This window comes from Sphingomonas gei (assembly GCF_004792685.1).
Classification (GTDB): Bacteria; Pseudomonadota; Alphaproteobacteria; order Sphingomonadales; family Sphingomonadaceae; genus Sphingomonas; species Sphingomonas gei.
Map to the genome: position 1 here is coordinate 141,728 of NZ_SRXT01000006.1, position 16,649 is coordinate 158,376.

Below are 16,649 nucleotides of genomic sequence, written 5' to 3' on the forward strand. Positions count from 1 at the left end.
CCGCGATGAGCGTCGAGCGCTACCTCGCCAGCAGCAATGCAGCCAAGCCGCTGCCGCTAGCGGCGCGCATCGCGGACCTGTTCCTCGTCGCGGGCGTGATCGCGATCGTCGGGTTGATGATCCTGCCGCTGCCGACGCTGATCATCGACATGCTGGTGGGCGTCAACATCACCTTCGGCGTGATGCTGCTGTTGACGACGCTTTATATCCGCGGGCCGCTCGACTTCTCGTCCTTCCCCTCGATCCTGCTGATCTCGACATTGTTCCGGCTGGCGCTGTCGATCGCCACCACCCGGATGATCCTGGTGGAAGGGCATGCCGGGCATATCATCCAGACTTTCGGCACGATGGTCGCCGGCGGCAATATCGTCGTCGGGCTGGTGGTGTTCCTGATCATTACGATCGTCCAGTTCATCGTCATCGCCAAGGGCGCCGAGCGCGTCGCCGAAGTCGCCGCGCGGTTCAGCCTGGATTCGATGCCGGGCAAGCAATTGTCGATCGACAGCGACCTGCGTTCGGGGCTGATCGACAAGGACGAGGCGCGCCGCCGTCGCCGCACGCTCGAGCTCGAGAGCAAACTCCACGGCAGCCTCGACGGCGCGATGAAGTTCGTGAAGGGCGATGCGATCGCCTCGGTCGTCATCGTCATCGTCAATCTGATCGGCGGCCTCGCCATCGGCGTGATGCAGCAGGGCATGGAGATCGGCGCGGCCACCTCCAAATATTCGATCCTGACGATCGGCGAAGGCCTGGTCGCGCAGATCCCGGCATTGCTCGGCGCGATGGCCGCGGGGCTGATGGTCACCCGCTCGACCGACGAAGAGACCGACACCAATCTCGGCCAGGCGATGCACCGCCAATTGGTCGCTAATCCGCGAGTGCTGCTCGCGGTCGGCGGGATCGCCTTCCTGATGGCGCTGATCCCCGGCTTCCCTGCCGCGGTGTTCATCGTGCTCGGTTTCGTATCGATGTTCTCGGGCGCAGCGATGCATCCGCGGCTCCGGCCGCACATGGTTCGCCACGCAGGGCCGATGCGCAAATTGCTCAGCGGCGGGCGCGAGGCACCGCGTCCGGTGACCTTGCTCGCGCAACCCGAAGCACCGAAAGCGGTGGTGCCGCTGCTGCTCCAGATTTCCGGGCCGCAGCCGCCGGTCGACGAAGAGGCGGCGCTCTCCGCGGGCCTCACCGCGATGCTCGAGCGGCTGCAATATCGCAGCGGCGTGCCCTTGCCGCGGCTGGCGATCCATTTCCTCGCGCCCGAAGCCCCGCGCGCTTGGCGGCTGCTCGCCTTCGAGCTTTCGGTCGGCGCAGGCGAGGGCAGCGATGCAGAGACGGTAATTGCCGGGGTCGAGGCACTGATCCGCCGCAACCTGCCGCGCTTCCTCGGCGTCCAGGAAGCGGTTGGACTGCTCAACCGAGTCGGCGACGAATATCCCGAGGTCGTCAAGGAAGCCGTGCGCGCGGTCCCCGCCGCGCGCATCGCCGACGTGCTGCGCCGGCTGGCCGAGGAAGAGGTGCCGCTGCGCAACATGCGCGACGTGCTCGAAGGGCTCACCGAGGCGGCCAACCAGGAACGCGAAATCGCGCGGATCGCCGATCTCACCCGCATCTCGCTCAAGCGCTATCTGCTCGATTCGGTCGGGCAGGGGGCGGGCATTCGTGCGCTGGTGGTGACGCCCGAGCTCGAAACTCTGGTGCGCGAGGCGACTCGCCTCGTCGACGGAGTCGAGCGGCTTGCAGTGAAGCCCGAAGTGGCCCGCGAGCTGGTGGCGACGATCGGTCGCATTGCGGCGGAAACCGGCGCCAATGCGCTGGTCACCTCCTTCGAAGTGCGCCGCTCGGTGCGCAAGCTGATCGAACCCGATCTGTTCGAGCTGCCCGTGCTCGCCTTCAACGAACTCTCGCCGACCACGCCTGTCGAAATGGTGGGTCAGATCGGTCTTCCGCCAGGGGCTTTGACGGAAGAATCGCACGCCGCGCTCGCGGCCGAATAATCAACGGAGGGCTGGTTTGAAGCTGAACAAGAACATGTCGATGCTGTTGGCCTTTGCCGCCGCGCTGCCGATGCCGCTCGCTGCCGGTGCGCAGACGCCGCCGCCGGCGCAGACCGGCAACCAGGTCTCGATCGTCGCGCGTGACCAGCCGATCGCGGCGTTCCTGCGCGATCTGTTCGGCAAGGTGGGGCGCCCGGTGGTGCCGAGCGCGAAGCTGACCGGCACGGTAAACGGCGTTTTCCAGGGAAGCGTGGAGAAGATCTACGGCGACATCGCCAAGGCCTTCAACCTGGTATCCTATTATGACGGCGCGGCGGTCTATGTATACGCGCCCAACGAGCTTGGCGTGCAGACGCTCCAGCTCGACCGCGCCGGCGCCGAGCGCGTCGCGCGCCAGGCGCGGGCGCAGCGGCTGCCCGACCGGCGCAATTTGCTGCGCGTCACCACCGACGGCCTCGTCGTCAGCGGAACGCCGCGCTTCATCGAGCAAGTCACGGGAATGGCGCGCGGCGAGGGTCTGGCCGATGGCGCACCGGCGGCGCCGGGCGGCGCACCCGGTGGCGGGCGCGGCGGCGGCTATTACGATGCGCCGCGCATTCCGGCGAGCCAGCCGGTCGAGTTCCGGGTCTTCTACCTGCGCTATGCGCGCGCCGAGGATACCGTGGTCACTGCTGGCGGCCGCGAGACTCGGGTTCCCGGGCTCGCGTCGATCCTGCAGAATCTCGTGCTCGACCAGAAGCCCGGCGGCAGCGCGGTCACGCCTTCGCTCGGCGCGCGGCTGGTGCGGCAGAGCCAGCCGCGGCTGAAGGGGCAGGGGCTCGACGCGGTACCGGCCGATACTTCGCAGGCCGGCAATTACGCCGCGACCGACGTGCTCGGCGGTGGCGACATGGGGCTGGCCGCGCCGCTGACCGCCGACATCGTCCGGATCGAGCCGAGCGCATATCTCAACGCGATCATCGTGCGCGACGTGCCCGAGCGCATGGCTGCCTATGACTCGCTGATCCGCGCGCTCGACGTCGAGCCGCAGATCGTTGAGATCGAGGCGACGATCATCGATATCAATGTCGACCGGCTGCAGAAGCTGGGGATCAACTGGCGCTTCGGCAGCGGCGGCTTCGGCGCGCTGTTCGGCAACGGCACGTCCGATGACACCCGACTGCTCCCGATCCCGGGAACCAGCCGCCGCGACAATGTCAGCAACATTACCCCTTCGGGCGCTGGCGGCACGATCTCGACGATCATCGGCAGCCAGCGCGAGTTTCTCGGCCGGGTGACTGCGCTCGAGAACAAGGGCGCTGCGCGGATCGTGTCGCGGCCGCAGATCATGACCTTGTCCAATGTCGAGGCAGTGTTCGATCGGACGCGCACCTTCTACGTCCGCGTTGCGGGACGCGAGGAAGTCGATCTGTTCAACGTAACCGCGGGCACCGTGATGCGCGTCAATCCGCACGTCTTTCGCGATCACGATCAGACGCGGATCCGCGTGCTGGTCAACATCGAGGACGGCAGCATCAGCCCCAATTCGGCGGTGGAGAACATCCCGATCGTCGACCGCGCCAGCGTGGCGACGCAGGGGATGGTGCTCGACGGCGAGAGCCTGCTGCTCGGCGGCATGACGATCGACGCCGACAGCAACGACGAGACCAAGGTGCCGTTGCTCGGCGACATCCCGCTGCTCGGCGAATTGTTCAAGTTCCGCACCAAGCAGCGCGGCCATACCGAGCGGCTGTTCCTGATCACTCCGCGGCTCGTCCCGCTCGCTTCGCGCGCCACCGCGATGGCGCCGGGTGCGCCGGTGCCCGCGGCCAACCAGCCCCCCGCCAAGATCCCCGTTCCGGCCAGCGGGAACCCGACGCAATGACTTCGCCGTCCGTTCTTCGTGTGCTCAACGGCCGGCTCGCCGGCACCGAGAAGCAATTGCCGACGAGCGGAACCGTGTCGATCGGTCATCAGTTTTGGCAGGATGTCGTCATCCGCGACCCTGCTACCAAAGGCATCGCTGTCGATCTGCTGGTCGACGGCGAGGTCGGGGCGCAGATCACCGTGCTGACCGGGGAGGCGCTGTTGCTCGGCTCGCATGTGGGCGAAGGGCAGACCGCGATCCTCCCGGCCTATGTTCCCTTCTCGATCGGCGGGGTGGCGCTCGCGTGGGGCGACCCGGAGAGCGCGCGTTGGACCGAGGCGAGCGACATCGCCGGCACCGCGCCCTCCCCGTCGTTGCCACCGCCTTCGCCGCAGGACGAGGCGATTGCCCTGCTGGGCAAGGCAGGCGAGCAAGTCAGCGGCTGGGTCACGCGCAAGCGCGCGATTGCGGTCGGCGCGATCGCCATGCTGGTGGCGGGCGCGGCGCTGGCCGTGCCGACGATGGATGCGCTCGGCCTGCGTGGCGATTCGGCGCAGCGGGCCGATCACGTCCTAGACACTGCCGGCCTCGCGCCGCTGACCACCGCCAATGACACGACCACCGGCGGCGTGATGGTGAGCGGCGTCGTGGCGAACGATGCCGAGCGGCTGAAGGCGCAGGAAACGCTGCGCGATCACGGGATCGACGCGACGGTCAACGTTCAGACCAGCGCCGAGCTCGCCCAGTCCGCCGCCGAAGTCGCGCGTATCCACGGGCTCCAGGCGATCGGCCGCCCGATCTCGCGCACCGGCGTCGAGCTCCGCGTGACGCGGATGACCGACGACGAGCGCGGCAAGCTCGCCCAGGCGATCCGCACCGACGTCAAGCAATTGGGCCGGCTGGTGTTCCGCGACGATCTGCCGCCCAAGGACGACACGCCGATCCGCACCGTCGCCGACGCGACCAAGAAGATCTCGACCGTGGTCGCGGGCGACCCGGCCTATATCCAGACCGTCGACGGCGCGCGCTATTTCGCCGGGGCGATCATGCCCAGCGGGCACCGCCTCATCGCCATCCAGGGAGACACGGTGTTCTTCGAGAAGAACGGCCGCGAGACGCAATTGAAGTTCTGACCATCTGTAGCGTGAAGGAGCATAGACATGTCGAATACCATCACCACCGGACTTACCAACATCTCGCTTTCGCCGCTGACCGGCAACAAGATGAACAAGGGCTCGGCGCCCGGCACCTGGTTCGAGGCGCTGGCGGATTCGTGGGGCCAGACGCTCGACAAGCAGGCGACCCGCATCGAGGCGATGTCGAACGAAGTCGGCAATGGCGGCAGCGACAATCCCTCGCAGATCACCAAGCTGACTGCCGAATCGATGCGGATGTCGTTCATGGCGAACAGCTCGTCGAGCTCGATCGACAGCGTCGGCAAGGCGCTCGAGACGATGGCCCGCAAGAACTGAGGAGGCGATCATGTCGATCGAAGCCATTGCGGGGGCCGCCGCCAGCGCCGCCTCCGCCCCGATGCCACCCGACATCGTCCAGGCGGGCCCCAACGCGTCGGTCTCCGACATCACCAGCTTCCAGGGCTCGCTCTCGGCGGCAGGATCGACGGGGGTGGGCAGCGACGCGCTCGGCCCGGCGATGCAGGCGATGTTCTCGCAGATCGAACGCGTCAACGGCGAGGCCAAGAGCGTGTCCGAATATGCCAAGGCGGCGCAGGCCAGCGGCTCGGAAATGACTCCCGGCGAAGTCGTGGATCTGACGATGAAGTGCCACGAGTTCATGTTCCACTGCCAGCTGACCTCGAACATCGCCAACCGCACGTCGGACGGCATCCAGCAGCTGTTCCGGCAGCAATCGTGAGGTCCGCTCTGTCCGGATCGCAGGAGAACTAGGGATGGGCCCGCTTGCCAGAAAGGCGCGCCCGGCGCTGCTTGGGCTTTGCCTGCTGCTCGCGGCCTGCGGCGAGGAAGAGCTCTATTCGAAGCTCACCGAGACGCAGGTCAACGAGATGATCGCGGTGCTGCAGAGCGCCGGGATCGGCGCGACCAAGAAGGAGAATGGCGAAGCGGGCTGGACACTGCTCACCGAAAAGGCCGATTTCGGCCGCGCGGTCGAGGTGCTTCACAGCCAGGGCTATCCCCGCGAGGAGTTCGCCTCGCTGGGGACGGTGTTCAAGCGCGAGGGCCTGGTCTCCTCGCCCACCGAGGAGAAAGCGCGGCTGGTCTATGGCATGAGCCAGGAGCTGTCGCACACCATCTCCGAGATCGACGGAGTGGTGCAGGCGCGGGTCCATCTGGTGTTGCCCGAAACCCAGCCGTTGGCGGAGACCGGCCAGCCGGCCTCGGCATCGGTGTTCATCAAATACCGCCCCGGCACCAATATCGAGACGCAGATCGGCAAGGTGAAGGCGCTGATCGTCAATTCGGTGCAGGGACTCAAATATGAGAATGTCTCGGTCGAGACCTTCCCGGCCCAGCCACTGCCGACCGTCGCGGCCAAAAGCGGCGAGAACGGGCTCAACGGCAATCTGATCGGCGTCGCGATAGCCGGGTTGCTGCTGCTCGTCGCGGCACTCGGCTATCCGAGCCTGCGGCGTCGACAGCAGCGGCGCGCCGCGGTGGCGCGGCGCGAGGGCAGCATATGAGGGCCGCGGAGCAGCGCGCGACGCTCGCCGCGATCGGCAACGATCTCGTCGCGGTCGACGGTGGCCCCGGATATCGCCGTGCCGCCTTGCTGCTCAAACATCTGAACGGGTGCGACGAACCGGTAGCGCGCTTTGCCGATCTGCCGAGTGCCCCGGCCTGGCTGCGGCTGCCGGCGGCAGCGCAGCACAAGCTCGCGCTGCGCGTCGCCTTGTTGTGGATGGGGGATTCGCTGGCGGGATCGATCGACGGTGCGTGGCTCGGCGCGCTCGCCGAAGTCGCCGGCGAGGATCTGCTCGACTGGGCGATCGAAACCATCCCGACGATGCCGGCGGTCGCCGCACGCGCGCTCCAGCCCGACGAGCTCGAGATTTACGGATTCTCGCTGCTGCGCGAGCAATTGCCGACGCCGTTGCGCGGCTATTTGCCGTGGCGCGCCGATCTTCCGGGGCTGTCGTGCCCGGGCGAAGTGCTCGACGCCTTTGTGGCTGCGGCAGTCGCGGCGGCGGCGCGGACATGAGTTACCTCGTCCTTCACGCCGATCGGCTGGCGACGGCGCTCGCCGACGACCCGCTGGTGCCCGCAGCCGATGTCAGCCGGGTGCAGGATGCGCTCGCCTTGCTCGCCGAGGCTGGCGCGTTGCGGCGCGGCGCGGCGGAAACGACCGACGCGGCTCGCGAAGTCGCGCGGGCGGAGGGCTATGCTGAAGGGCGCGCCGAGGGCCTTGCCGCCGCCGAGAGCGAGCGGCAGGCCGAGCTCTTCCGCATCGCGCTGCGCGACGGCGAACTCCAGCGCGCGCGCCAGAAGGACATTGCGCGGCTGGCGCTGGAAGTGGTGCGGCGGATTGCCGGCGAGCTGGACGATCAGACGATGGTGGCGGCGATCGCGGAACGTGCCGCGGCGCAGCTCGCACCGGACAGTGCCGCAATCGTTCGCGTGGCACCCCCCGCCCTCGATGCGGTACGCGCACGTCTCGACGGACGCGCCGGGATCAGCGTCGAGACAGATCCGCTGCTCGAAGGGCAGGATTGCGTGATCGAAACCGCGCTGGGACGCACCCATGCCGGGCTCGATACCCAGCTCGCGCAGATCGAGCGGATCTGGGGCGAGACGCTGCATGGCTGAGGGGCCCGCCAGCACGATCGACCAGTTGCTGGCCGGACTCCAGCGCAGCCCGACGGTCGAGCGGCGCGGGCGGCTGGTCGAGATCCTCGGCACTACGCTCAAGGTGACCGGGATCGCGCCGCGCATCGGCGATGCCTGCGAAGTGATCGAGCCTTCGACCGGGCGGGTCGTGCCGGTCGAAGTCGTCGGAATCGCCGGGCAGGCAACGATCCTCACCCCGCTCGCCGATGTCCGCGGGCTCTCGGTCGACGCCGAAGTGATTGTGCGCAGCGGCGAGGAATCGGTGCCGTGGGGCGAGGGGCTGCTCGGCCGGGTGCTGGACGGGCGCGGCCGGCCGATCGACGGCAAGGGCGAGCTCCCGTCCGATCTCGCGCGCCGGCCGCTGCATGCGCCGGCACCGCAGCCGATGGAGCGCGCGCTGATCGATGCGCCGCTGCCGACCGGGGTGCGGGCGATCGATACGCTGCTGACCCTGGGCCGGGGCCAGCGCCTCGGCGTGTTCGCCGCGGCGGGCGGCGGCAAATCGACTCTGCTCGGCATGCTCGCCCGCTTTGCCCAGGCCGACGTCATCGTCATCGCATTGATCGGCGAACGCGGCCGGGAAGTCCGCGAGTTCATCGAGGATTCGCTAGGCGAGGCGGGATTGGCGCGCGCCGTGATCGTCTGCGCGACTTCCGACCGCGCAGCGATGGAACGCGTCCGCGCCGCGCATCATGCCACTGCGATCGCCGAAGGTTTCCGCAGCGAAGGGCGCAACGTGCTGCTGCTGATGGATTCGGTGACGCGCTTCGCCCGTGCGCTTCGCGAGATCGGGCTGGCGGCGGGCGAGCCGCCGGTGCGCCGCGGCTTCCCGCCCTCGGTCTTCGCCGAATTGCCGCGATTGTTCGAGCGGGCAGGCAATGATGCAGTCGGGTCGATAACCGCGATCTACACCGTTCTGGTGGAGGACGAGGAGGGCGACGATCCGATCGGCGAGGAAGTCCGCTCGATCCTCGACGGGCATGTCATTCTGTCGCGCAAGCTCGGCGCCGCCGGCCACTATCCCGCGATCGACGTGCTGGCGAGCCTGAGCCGTCTGTTCCCGCGGCTTGCCACGCCGGCGCACCGCGACGCGGCGACGCGGGTGCGCGCGTTGCTCGCAAAGCATGCCGAGATCGAGTTCCTCGTCCAGGTCGGCGAATATCGCGCCGGTGCCGATCCGCTCGCAGATCGCGCGATTGCGGCAAAGCCCGAAATCGACACGTTGCTGCGGCAGGACACCAACCGGCCCGAGGACTTCCAGACCTCGCTGATGCTGCTGCGCGGAGTTGCGGGTTGATGCGCGGCAGCGATCAGCGGCGCCAGGCCCAGGCCCTCGTCCGGCTGCGCGAGGTGCGGATGCAGAGTACGGCGGCCGCGCTCGCCGAGGCACGCGCCGCAACCGCCGCCGCCGAACGCGAGCGCGCCGAAGCCGATGCCGCAGCCGATACAGCGGACGCGGGAATGAAGGAGGCGCACGCCGATCTTGCCACCGATCCGGCCGAGGCCGAGCGGTTGTTGGCGCTTGTCGATCGCAGCCATTTCCGCCGCTCGGTGGCGCGCAGCGCGCTCAACGATGCGCGCGAGGCCGAACGGCTGTGCGGCGAGGCCGAGGGCGAACGGCGCAAGGCGATGATCCTTGCCCGTGCCCGCCACGACCGGCTTGCCGAGCATGCCGGACAAGCGGTGCGGCGCTGGGAGCGGAGACTGGAAGAGCGCACTGCGCTCGACAATTTGGAAGCACGGAGGCGATCATGACCCGCGTCAGTTCCCCCAATGTACAACCAGCGCGCGCGCCGGCGCCGAGCCCGGTGCAGGCTCGCGCGCAGCCCGCGCCCGCCGACATCCGGGCGATGAACGAGGCGTTCGCCAAAGCACGGCTGCAGGGCAAGGAACAGCCCGGCCAGCCGATCCAGCAGAAGGGCGCCAAGGGTCTGGTGCAGGCGGATCGCCGCGGCGAGGTTCCGGTCCAGCAGCGCGAGGCCTTCGGCGATTCGCGCGACACTGCGTTGCGCCAGGAGCGCGAAGCGCGTGAGCGGCAGGACGGCCTGTTCGGCTTCGGGGGAAACGCCCAGCCGCAGCCGACGGCGATGCCGACGATGCCAGCGGCGCATGTCGATCCGGGGGCGTTCGCGCAGATGCTCGCCGATCTGTGGACCCGCGAGAACGGGAAGGGGACCAAGGAAGTCACGGTGACCTTCGGCGACCGCGCCTGGCCCGCAACCAGCGCGCGGCTGGTGCGCAACGCCGCAGGGACGCTCGACGTGGCGCTGCTACTCGGAGATGGTGCGCCGCCTTATGACGGCGTGTTGGGAGAACTCGAGGCGCAGCTGGAAGGCGCGGGGGTTGCGTTGGGCAGCCTCTCGACCGAAGCGGCGTTTGGCTGAAGGCAGAAACGCTAACTTTCGTCATCCCCGCGAAAGCGGGGATCCATCTCCGGTGATCGCCGATCACACAACGACTGCGTTGCCACTGCCCACGCAGGAGATGGGCCCCCGCTTTCGCGGGGGTGACGATGACTTAGCGCGTCGACTGCAGATTGGCCCTGATGAGGGTCAGTACCGATGGCGGCACTGGTTTAGCTCCCGCCGCGCGTGCCGCCATGGGCGGCCAGTTGCCACTCGCCGCCGCCGCACGCACTTCGCGTGGCGAGGGCGCGGGCTCGGGCCAACCCAGCTTCTTTAGCCGCTCGGCAAGCCGGCGCTGCGCCTCGGCTTCCTCCGCCGACTCGGTCAGCATCTTCGTCGTCGCCGCGGTGCCGAGATTGGCGCCGCCGCTGTCGATCGCCCACGCATCGGCACTGCGGTCGAGCAGCAGCTCGGCGATTCGGAAATGCTCCATGTCGAGCGCAGTGTGGAGCGGGCGGTTGCCGGTCGCTTCCATCACGTTCGAGTCGGCGCGGAAATCGAGCAGCATGCGCACTGCCCCGAGCGAGTTGAGCGTGATCGCAGTGCGCAGCGGGCCGCTCGGATTCCCCGCAGGATTGGGGCTGGCGCCGGCGGCGAGCAGGCGATGCGCGAACGCCGGGTCCTTCGCCCGCAACGCGAGCCGCAGCGGCAGCCCCTTGTCCTCGACACCGTCGAGCGGGGCGCCACCACGTATCACCAGGTCGACGGCATCGATGCGGCAAGTCGCGAGCGCGACCGACAGCATGTCGTAATGCGTCCCTACCCTCCGGCGCGCCAGCCCGGGATCGCCGCGCAGCAACTGGCCGGCACGCTCGAGATTGCCGTCGAACAATGCCTCGGCGAAATCGCGCGCGGCGGCACCGAGCCTCTGGTCGGTCAGCGTCTCGCGGCGGGTCGGCAGTTCGGTGCCCTGCGCGAAGCAATCGGCCCGCGCAGCGCTGTCGCAGCCCATCGTCATGAGCACGAGGCCCAGGTTGAACGGAAGGAATCTGCGCACACGCCGCACCCTCAGCTTATTGCGAGCGGTGCGTCAACGGCTCAGCGGCCGGCTTGTGCCGCGGTTCCGGCGAGCACCCAGTCCATGCTGTGGCGATCGACCGGGTTGATCGAATCCCACCAATGCGCGCCTTCGGGGCGGACATTGGGCAAGTCGTGCTGCGCGCCATAGGCTTCGGGCAAATCGCTCACCGCCGCGCCGACGATGGCGCCGCCGCCGCTGATCAGGCTGCCGAGCCCCGCACCGATCGCGCGGTCGCCGCCTTCCTGGAGCGTGGTGAGGATCTCGCCCGGCACCCGATAATTGTTGATCGACGAGGCACCGCGATCGTTCGCCTGCGCGACTGCCTGAGCCTTGTCGATCGTGTTCTGATGCAGCCCGGCGGCGTTGAAGGTGTCAGCGGGGCGGCCCGCGGCAATCGCCGCCTCGGCCGCGAGTCCGCCGCCAAGCGAATGTCCGACCAGAGTCACGTCTGCGTCGGTACGCGCGAGCTTCTTTCCGATCTCGAGCGCATTGGCATAATGCTCCGAGTTGAAGCCGAGCCCTTGCTGCGCGTTGCTCTTCCAGTCGTCGCCGGACTGGCTGCCGCGGAAGACGACAGTGTAATGCTCCTGCCCGGCCTCGCCGCTGACATAGACGCGGGCGCGGAAGCTGCTTTCGCCGGGCTGTTCGAGCATCTCGGAAGTGAGGCCGAGGCGGGCAAGATCGGCGTCGCTCGCCGCGCGATAGCCGGCGGGCGGGCTGGGTACGTCGTTATAGACGTCCTTGGCGAGCAACGCGTTGGTGTGGACCTGGCGGAGATCAGGCGCATCGTTGGCCGCCAGGTGCGCCTGCGCCGATGCCGAGGGAGCGACGACCGGGGAGATCGCGGCGAGATGCACCGGCTGCGCACCGAGCGCATTGCGCGCCTCCGGAGCGAAGGGGACGACCGTGGCAGTCCGATCGTTCGCGGCGCGCTGCTGGAGGGTGTCGGCGCCATCGGCTCGGGGGGAAAAGGAAGTCGATGGCGCCGAGTGCAGCGCCGGCGTGACACGCGACGGCTGCCAGTCCGACCGATACGCCTCAGCGCCTCGGGACGGCGCGGCAGGCGGAGTCGATGGGGGTGTCGACGCCGGAGAAGCTGTGGCCCTGTTTACCTGCATCACGCATCCTTCGATCGGATGCGGACAAGATGCGGCGGCCGAGCGCGGCGCGCCATAATCGATCCGATTATCGCGGCGCTCGCGCGGGGCGCGCATAGCTCCTGTGAAAGAATGGGAGACTCGGCATGATCGAGGCCGCAGGCGTTGCAACTCGCTTCAATCTGGACTCGCTGCTGGCGGGCACATCGGTCACCACCCCGGGGTTCCGCATTCCGATCGACGGCGGCGGGGCAGCGAAGCCCGCCGAGGTCCGCTTCGACGCCGCCGATTTGTATGGCGCCAAGGGCCCGCAGGCGGCGGACATACGCCAGGATGCGCTGGGCGACTGCTATTTCGTCGCGACCCTCGGCGCGCTCGCGCAGCAGCGGCCCGATGCGGTTCGGGGCATGATCAGCTTTGATGCGCGGACCGGCAATTTCACTGTCCGGCTCCACGATGGCGACGGCAATCCTCAGTTGGTGCAGGTGACGCAGGCCGAGCTCGAAGACAATCTCGCGCGGCAAGGCGGCTCGACCGCCGACAACACCGGACTCGACGGGCCGATCTGGCCCGCCGTCGCCGAGACCGCCTATGCCAAGATGCACGACAGCAATCCCGCCGACGGGCTGACCGAAGGCTATAACGCAATCGCCAATGGTGGCTGGCCGCAGGACGCGATGCAGGCGATCACCGGCGATCGCGGCGACGAGATCCGCTATTCCGAGGGCTTTTTCGAAAGCGAGAATTCGGCGCTCGACCGGATGGCGGGGCAGGTCGACGCGGCGCTATCGAACGGGCGCCCGGTGACTTTGTGGACCGTGCCCGAAAATCGCAGCCTGTGGGACAGGATCCGTGGCAACGAAGGCACGCAGGACGGCCTGGTCGACAACCATGTCTATACCGTCCAGGACGTGCACAAGAATGCCGATGGCGAGTGGATGGTGACGGTGCGAAATCCGTGGAGCACCAATATGAATGTCGGCGAGGGCCACGACACGGCCTCGGCGACGATGGAAGTCCCGCTGCGCACTCTCGCCGACACCGGCGGTGCCGAAGCCTTCACCGCGGGCCCAGCCCGCTAGGGGTTGAGCCGTGCGCGCAATGCGGGCACGTTGCGCTCCGAGGAAAAACCTTTGCTGAAAGCAATGCTCTTGAGCCTCTTCGCCTTTCTGGGCCTCGTCCGCGGGTTCGATATCGCGTCGCTGCCCGCGCCGGCTGGCGCACGCGCGGGCGCGGGCGCGGCCGAGCAGCAGGCGTTGCGCGCCCTGGTACAGGATGTCGGCAAAGGCACCGTCACCATCGAAGGCGCGCGCCTGTTTCAGGTGGGCAAGGACGTTCCCTGGGTCGCTGTCGCGAAACGCATCGACAATCTGGCACGCCAGCGTGGCGCCACTTCCGTGGCGTTGCCCGGTGCCGATCCTGGCAAGAACCTCGCGCAAGCGTGGCGCGGCCGTGACGGACGCGGCGTGCTAGTCGCGATGCTGAACTCGTCGACCGGCGGAACAGTCGCGTATTTCGCGGTGCGTTTTAAGGACGGTTGACCGCAAGCCGCCAATCGACCGATCGCCAACCGACGCAAGCCGGCATTGCTGCCAGCCCGCACCAAGGTCAGTCCAGGCCGGCCTTGCCGGGCGTCCAATACGCCTTGGTGACGAGCCGCGTCGCCGGAACCGATTGCTGTCTCAGGCTCTGTCGAAGCCTTTGTATCGTTGCGGCCTTTCCGGTGAGCACGAAGGAAGCCCCGGCGGCAACTCCGTCCGAAAGGGATGCGTCCAACGCGGGGAGGTGCGCATTGTCGGCGCGCCGCGCGACCAGCGAGACGCCCTGGAGACCGAGGCTGGCAATCACCCGTTGAGCGGTATCGCCGCCTTCCACTTCGAAACAGGATGTTACGAGGCGCGCCCGATCCTGATGGGTCGCCGCATAGGCAAGGCCGATCGACGTTTCGTCGCCGAGGATGACGAGGGGCCCCGGCAGACTGCCGATGTCCAGCGATGCGCGCGGGCCGAAGATGTCGCATCCGGCACCCGGCGCCACGGTGCGTACCCAGGTGCTTCCCGGCCCTTCGCCGTGGGCATAGCCCAGAATGCACATGCGCCCGGCCGACGGATTCCATTCGATCGGCGTGTAGGTCCGTGTCACGAAGGCCGAACCCATTGCGATCTGCACTTTCTGTCCTGGCCGCCACGTCACGCCCTCGAGTGCGTCGCCCTCCACGGTGATCAGATGAAAGCGATCGGCCACTTGCTCGTTGGCGGTGACGGTCGCGGGCTTCATCCACAGGCGCGCCACTACCCTGCTCAGCCGACCTTGTTCTCTTATGTGGGGCATATCCGTGGCAGACATTATGACAGCTTCACCGAGAATACATTGCCGCGACCTTCGTCCGGTAAAGGCAGCGAAATGTAACCATTTGCGGGATTGCGGACATACGCCAGATATTCCGGCTCGAAGGCATTTTCGCCCAGGATCACGGCGCCCGGCTTCAAGCGTGGCTCGACCAGCTTGAGCACCGGTAGGTATAGCGAGAACGCCCCGTCGACCAGCAGGAGGTCGACGTCTCCGCCGACGTCCTCGAGCGTTTCGAGCCCATCGCCGGCTCGGATATCGACGAGATCGCCTAGTCCGGCTGCATCGAGATTGGCACGCGCGCGCGACACCTTGCCGGCTTCCATCTCGCTGCCCACCAGATGACCTCCGCCATTGTCGCGAAGCGCGGCGGCGAGATAGATCGTCGAAATCCCCATCGATGTCCCGAACTCGACGATCCGGGTCGCTTTGGCGGCGCGCGCGACCGCATAGAGGAACCGGCCATAATCGGGCGAGACGGCCAGGAAATTGTCGGCGCGATCGCGATAGACCGCGTGATAGTCGGCGCGTTCATGCGCGAGCAAATCCGCGACGAGGGCCTCGATGGATGCGCCGGGCGCCGCAATCTTGGCCTGCATTGCCTCGAAATGCTCCCGGTCACTCGCTTCGGCGTCGCGGTGAAGCGCTTCCAGGAGATCGGCGACGCGGCTGCTGTTCAGCGTGTTCATGTTGGTCCTTACCCATGCCCAAGGCCGGAGTGGCTCGACGGGACGATGGCGATGCGATAGCGGAGCGTCATGCTGGCGTCATTCCGAAGGCCTGACAGAATGTTATCCAATATCGCCACCACGCGTCCTTTGCCTGAACGGCGCCCATGCCGATCCTGAACGCGTTGCAGGAAATCGAATGGGTCGACCCCGATGACGTCCCGCGCCCGATCGTCGCGTTCGGCGCGGAGATGTCCGATGTCGGCGGGTTCGAGCTCGATCGACATCGCCACAAGAAGGGCCAGATGCTGCTCGTCCAGCGCGGCGCCCTTAGTTGCGAGGTCGAGGGCGGGCTGTGGATCGTGCCGCCGCGCAGTGCAATCTGGATACCCGGCGGTGCGTTGCACGCCATCAAGGCCACGGGCGCGCTTGCGGGGTATAATGCTTTCGTCGATCCCGCGGTCGACAAGCATTTGCCAAAAGCCTGTTGTGCGGTCTCGGTGACACCGTTGCTGCGCGAGCTTCTGACACGCGCGGCGCATTTGCCGTATCTCTATGAGGAAGGCGGCGCGAATACACGGCTGGTCGCGGTGCTGCTCGACGAACTCGCAGTGGCGCAGATCGAGGATCTGCATCTGCCGATGCCGACCGACCCGCGGCTGCGCAGGATCGTCGACGAAATGATGGCGTCGCCGGCGAACCGGGGGACTCTGGCAAGCTGGGCGCGACACGCCGGGATGAGCGAACGTACGCTGCTACGCCTTATCGGGCGGGAAACAGGCATGACTTTCGGTCGCTGGCGCCAACAGCTCGGCGTCGTGTTGGCCGTCAAGTGGCTGGCCGGCGGCGCCTCGATCCAGCAGGTGACCACCGACCTGGGGTATGAGAGCGTGCCCAGCTTCGTGACGATGTTTCGCAAGGCGCTCGGCACCTCGCCAGGACGATATATGGCAGAGCGCTACTCCGGCTGACCGGCTGTGCCGATGAGGTCCGCTCGTGACTTGGCCGCACTGATGACTACATCGTCGCCGACCCTGTCCAACTTTCACTTTAACACGGAGTGATTTCCATGCTCGTTCGCAAATTCTCTCTCGCCGATGCCGATTTCGAGCGTTCCCCAGGACAGGATGGGGAAGTCTTCGCAGCAAATGTCGTCGACCAGCGCGACGGCGCGCCGATCACAATTGGTTACGGACGCTACGGACCCGATCAAAGCATCGATGAGACGCTAGCCGTCGACGACGTCATGGTCGTCCTGGAGGGCCGATTGTCGGTTTCGTCTGAAGCCGGCACAGTCACCGCCGGGCCCGGCGAAATCGTCCATATGCCCAAAGGCGTCAAGGTCACCATCCGCTCGCACGAGCAAGGGGCGGTCACCGCTTATGTCACCTACCCGCACTGGCAGGAGGCGCACGCCTAGCGCCGGCAGCTCTCAAGCCTGCTCGCTGGTTGCGACGGCGACCGTG

The 16,649-nt window shown here is 67.5% G+C and carries 20 protein-coding genes; 15 read left to right on the plus strand and 5 right to left on the minus strand.

Annotated features, from left to right (window positions below):
• Window positions 1-5: 5 nt before the first annotated feature.
• Genes E5A73_RS15650 through E5A73_RS15700 form a run of 11 tightly spaced genes read left to right on the plus strand, consistent with a single transcriptional unit; the run spans window position 6 to window position 10,027 of the window.
• Window positions 6-1,994 carry a flagellar biosynthesis protein FlhA gene (locus E5A73_RS15650; RefSeq protein WP_135964776.1) on the plus strand — a complete coding sequence of 663 codons (1,989 nt, stop codon included), beginning with the start codon at window positions 6-8 and terminating at the stop codon, window positions 1,992-1,994.
• Window positions 1,995-2,028: 34 nt separating this feature from the next.
• On the plus strand, window positions 2,029-3,858 hold the full coding sequence (gene sctC, locus E5A73_RS15655) for a type III secretion system outer membrane ring subunit SctC (protein WP_168355951.1): 1,830 nt from the start codon (window positions 2,029-2,031) through the stop codon (window positions 3,856-3,858).
• Window positions 3,855-4,973, plus strand: a complete 1,119-nt coding sequence (locus E5A73_RS15660) for a SctD/MshK family protein (RefSeq protein WP_135964778.1) — start codon at window positions 3,855-3,857, stop codon at window positions 4,971-4,973. Before sctC ends, E5A73_RS15660 begins: the two co-directional genes overlap by 4 nt.
• Before the next feature lie 27 nt (window positions 4,974-5,000).
• Entirely contained in the window at window positions 5,001-5,312 is a 312-nt protein-coding gene (locus E5A73_RS15665; protein ID WP_135964779.1) for a hypothetical protein, read from the plus strand.
• A 10-nt stretch (window positions 5,313-5,322) separates the two neighbouring features.
• Window positions 5,323-5,715: a hypothetical protein gene (locus tag E5A73_RS15670; protein WP_135964780.1), complete on the plus strand. Its 393-nt coding sequence runs from the start codon at window positions 5,323-5,325 to the stop codon at window positions 5,713-5,715.
• A 34-nt stretch (window positions 5,716-5,749) separates the two neighbouring features.
• Window positions 5,750-6,499 carry a type III secretion system inner membrane ring lipoprotein SctJ gene (gene sctJ, locus E5A73_RS15675; protein ID WP_135964781.1) on the plus strand — a complete coding sequence of 250 codons (750 nt, stop codon included), beginning with the start codon at window positions 5,750-5,752 and terminating at the stop codon, window positions 6,497-6,499.
• A complete protein-coding gene (locus tag E5A73_RS15680) occupies window positions 6,496-7,017 on the plus strand; it encodes a hypothetical protein (protein WP_135964782.1) in 522 nt (173 codons plus the stop codon). The genes sctJ and E5A73_RS15680 overlap by 4 nt, the downstream gene beginning before the upstream one ends.
• Complete coding sequence (locus E5A73_RS15685; RefSeq protein ID WP_135964783.1) at window positions 7,014-7,622, plus strand: FliH/SctL family protein; 609 nt, start codon at window positions 7,014-7,016, stop codon at window positions 7,620-7,622. The genes E5A73_RS15680 and E5A73_RS15685 overlap by 4 nt, the downstream gene beginning before the upstream one ends.
• Window positions 7,615-8,940 (plus strand): FliI/YscN family ATPase, encoded by a 1,326-nt coding sequence (locus tag E5A73_RS15690; RefSeq protein ID WP_135964784.1) that lies wholly within the window; start codon window positions 7,615-7,617, stop codon window positions 8,938-8,940. The genes E5A73_RS15685 and E5A73_RS15690 overlap by 8 nt, the downstream gene beginning before the upstream one ends.
• Complete coding sequence (locus E5A73_RS15695) at window positions 8,940-9,398, plus strand: hypothetical protein (RefSeq protein ID WP_135964785.1); 459 nt, start codon at window positions 8,940-8,942, stop codon at window positions 9,396-9,398. The genes E5A73_RS15690 and E5A73_RS15695 overlap by 1 nt, the downstream gene beginning before the upstream one ends.
• Window positions 9,395-10,027 (plus strand): hypothetical protein, encoded by a 633-nt coding sequence (locus E5A73_RS15700; protein WP_135964786.1) that lies wholly within the window; start codon window positions 9,395-9,397, stop codon window positions 10,025-10,027. Before E5A73_RS15695 ends, E5A73_RS15700 begins: the two co-directional genes overlap by 4 nt.
• A 133-nt stretch (window positions 10,028-10,160) precedes the next feature.
• On the opposite strand, the gene E5A73_RS15705 is transcribed toward E5A73_RS15700, so the two are convergent.
• Together E5A73_RS15705 and E5A73_RS15710 are read right to left on the minus strand one after the other, a co-directional pair.
• Entirely contained in the window at window positions 10,161-11,045 is an 885-nt protein-coding gene (locus tag E5A73_RS15705; protein WP_135964787.1) for an ankyrin repeat domain-containing protein, read from the minus strand.
• Window positions 11,046-11,086: 41 nt separating this feature from the next.
• Window positions 11,087-12,187 carry a Tle-like phospholipase domain-containing protein gene (locus tag E5A73_RS15710; protein WP_168355952.1) on the minus strand — a complete coding sequence of 367 codons (1,101 nt, stop codon included), beginning with the start codon at window positions 12,185-12,187 and terminating at the stop codon, window positions 11,087-11,089.
• Window positions 12,188-12,312: 125 nt separating this feature from the next.
• Between E5A73_RS15710 and E5A73_RS15715 the strand changes: the two genes are divergently transcribed.
• A complete protein-coding gene (locus E5A73_RS15715) occupies window positions 12,313-13,248 on the plus strand; it encodes a C2 family cysteine protease (protein ID WP_135964789.1) in 936 nt (311 codons plus the stop codon).
• Between the two features lie 3 nt (window positions 13,249-13,251).
• Window positions 13,252-13,707 (plus strand): hypothetical protein, encoded by a 456-nt coding sequence (locus E5A73_RS15720; RefSeq protein ID WP_168355953.1) that lies wholly within the window; start codon window positions 13,252-13,254, stop codon window positions 13,705-13,707.
• A gap of 67 nt (window positions 13,708-13,774) precedes the next feature.
• On the opposite strand, the gene E5A73_RS15725 is transcribed toward E5A73_RS15720, so the two are convergent.
• From E5A73_RS15725 to E5A73_RS21620, 3 genes are all read right to left on the minus strand, one after another.
• Window positions 13,775-14,443, minus strand: coding sequence for a siderophore-interacting protein (locus E5A73_RS15725; RefSeq protein WP_206366513.1), 669 nt, complete (start codon window positions 14,441-14,443; stop codon window positions 13,775-13,777).
• A gap of 68 nt (window positions 14,444-14,511) precedes the next feature.
• The gene (locus E5A73_RS15730; RefSeq protein WP_135964792.1) at window positions 14,512-15,204 is read right to left on the minus strand and encodes an O-methyltransferase; all 693 of its coding nucleotides are present in this window, start codon (window positions 15,202-15,204) and stop codon (window positions 14,512-14,514) included.
• An 8-nt stretch (window positions 15,205-15,212) separates the two neighbouring features.
• Entirely contained in the window at window positions 15,213-15,470 is a 258-nt protein-coding gene (locus tag E5A73_RS21620) for a hypothetical protein (RefSeq protein WP_206366526.1), read from the minus strand.
• An 18-nt stretch (window positions 15,471-15,488) separates the two neighbouring features.
• On the opposite strand from E5A73_RS21620, the gene E5A73_RS15735 reads away from it, so the two are divergent.
• Both E5A73_RS15735 and E5A73_RS15740 read left to right on the plus strand, forming a co-directional pair.
• On the plus strand, window positions 15,489-16,154 hold the full coding sequence (locus E5A73_RS15735; RefSeq protein WP_240700221.1) for an AraC family transcriptional regulator: 666 nt from the start codon (window positions 15,489-15,491) through the stop codon (window positions 16,152-16,154).
• 98 nt (window positions 16,155-16,252) lie between these two features.
• Window positions 16,253-16,603, plus strand: coding sequence for an ethanolamine utilization protein (locus tag E5A73_RS15740; protein ID WP_135964794.1), 351 nt, complete (start codon window positions 16,253-16,255; stop codon window positions 16,601-16,603).
• Window positions 16,604-16,649: the final 46 nt, after the last annotated feature.

Bases quoted from the DNA above. Each gene is read 5' to 3' on its own strand.
- E5A73_RS15725 (WP_206366513.1), bottom strand. From the start codon at position 14,443: ATGAAGCCCGCGACCGTCACCGCCAACGAGCAAGTGGCCGATCGCTTT.
- E5A73_RS15665 (WP_135964779.1), top strand. From the start codon at position 5,001: ATGTCGAATACCATCACCACCGGACTTACCAACATCTCGCTTTCGCCG.
- sctJ (WP_135964781.1), top strand. From the start codon at position 5,750: ATGGGCCCGCTTGCCAGAAAGGCGCGCCCGGCGCTGCTTGGGCTTTGC.
- E5A73_RS21620 (WP_206366526.1), bottom strand. From the start codon at position 15,470: ATGTCGATCGAGCTCGAACCCGCCGACATCGGACATCTCCGCGCCGAA.
- E5A73_RS15690 (WP_135964784.1), top strand. From the start codon at position 7,615: ATGGCTGAGGGGCCCGCCAGCACGATCGACCAGTTGCTGGCCGGACTC.
- E5A73_RS15685 (WP_135964783.1), top strand. From the start codon at position 7,014: ATGAGTTACCTCGTCCTTCACGCCGATCGGCTGGCGACGGCGCTCGCC.
- E5A73_RS15710 (WP_168355952.1), bottom strand. From the start codon at position 12,187: ATGCAGGTAAACAGGGCCACAGCTTCTCCGGCGTCGACACCCCCATCG.
- sctC (WP_168355951.1), top strand. From the start codon at position 2,029: ATGTCGATGCTGTTGGCCTTTGCCGCCGCGCTGCCGATGCCGCTCGCT.
- E5A73_RS15715 (WP_135964789.1), top strand. From the start codon at position 12,313: ATGATCGAGGCCGCAGGCGTTGCAACTCGCTTCAATCTGGACTCGCTG.
- E5A73_RS15740 (WP_135964794.1), top strand. From the start codon at position 16,253: ATGCTCGTTCGCAAATTCTCTCTCGCCGATGCCGATTTCGAGCGTTCC.
- E5A73_RS15680 (WP_135964782.1), top strand. From the start codon at position 6,496: ATGAGGGCCGCGGAGCAGCGCGCGACGCTCGCCGCGATCGGCAACGAT.
- E5A73_RS15700 (WP_135964786.1), top strand. From the start codon at position 9,395: ATGACCCGCGTCAGTTCCCCCAATGTACAACCAGCGCGCGCGCCGGCG.
- E5A73_RS15695 (WP_135964785.1), top strand. From the start codon at position 8,940: ATGCGCGGCAGCGATCAGCGGCGCCAGGCCCAGGCCCTCGTCCGGCTG.
- E5A73_RS15730 (WP_135964792.1), bottom strand. From the start codon at position 15,204: ATGAACACGCTGAACAGCAGCCGCGTCGCCGATCTCCTGGAAGCGCTT.
- E5A73_RS15670 (WP_135964780.1), top strand. From the start codon at position 5,323: ATGTCGATCGAAGCCATTGCGGGGGCCGCCGCCAGCGCCGCCTCCGCC.
- E5A73_RS15660 (WP_135964778.1), top strand. From the start codon at position 3,855: ATGACTTCGCCGTCCGTTCTTCGTGTGCTCAACGGCCGGCTCGCCGGC.
- E5A73_RS15650 (WP_135964776.1), top strand. From the start codon at position 6: ATGAGCGTCGAGCGCTACCTCGCCAGCAGCAATGCAGCCAAGCCGCTG.
- E5A73_RS15735 (WP_240700221.1), top strand. From the start codon at position 15,489: ATGCTGCTCGTCCAGCGCGGCGCCCTTAGTTGCGAGGTCGAGGGCGGG.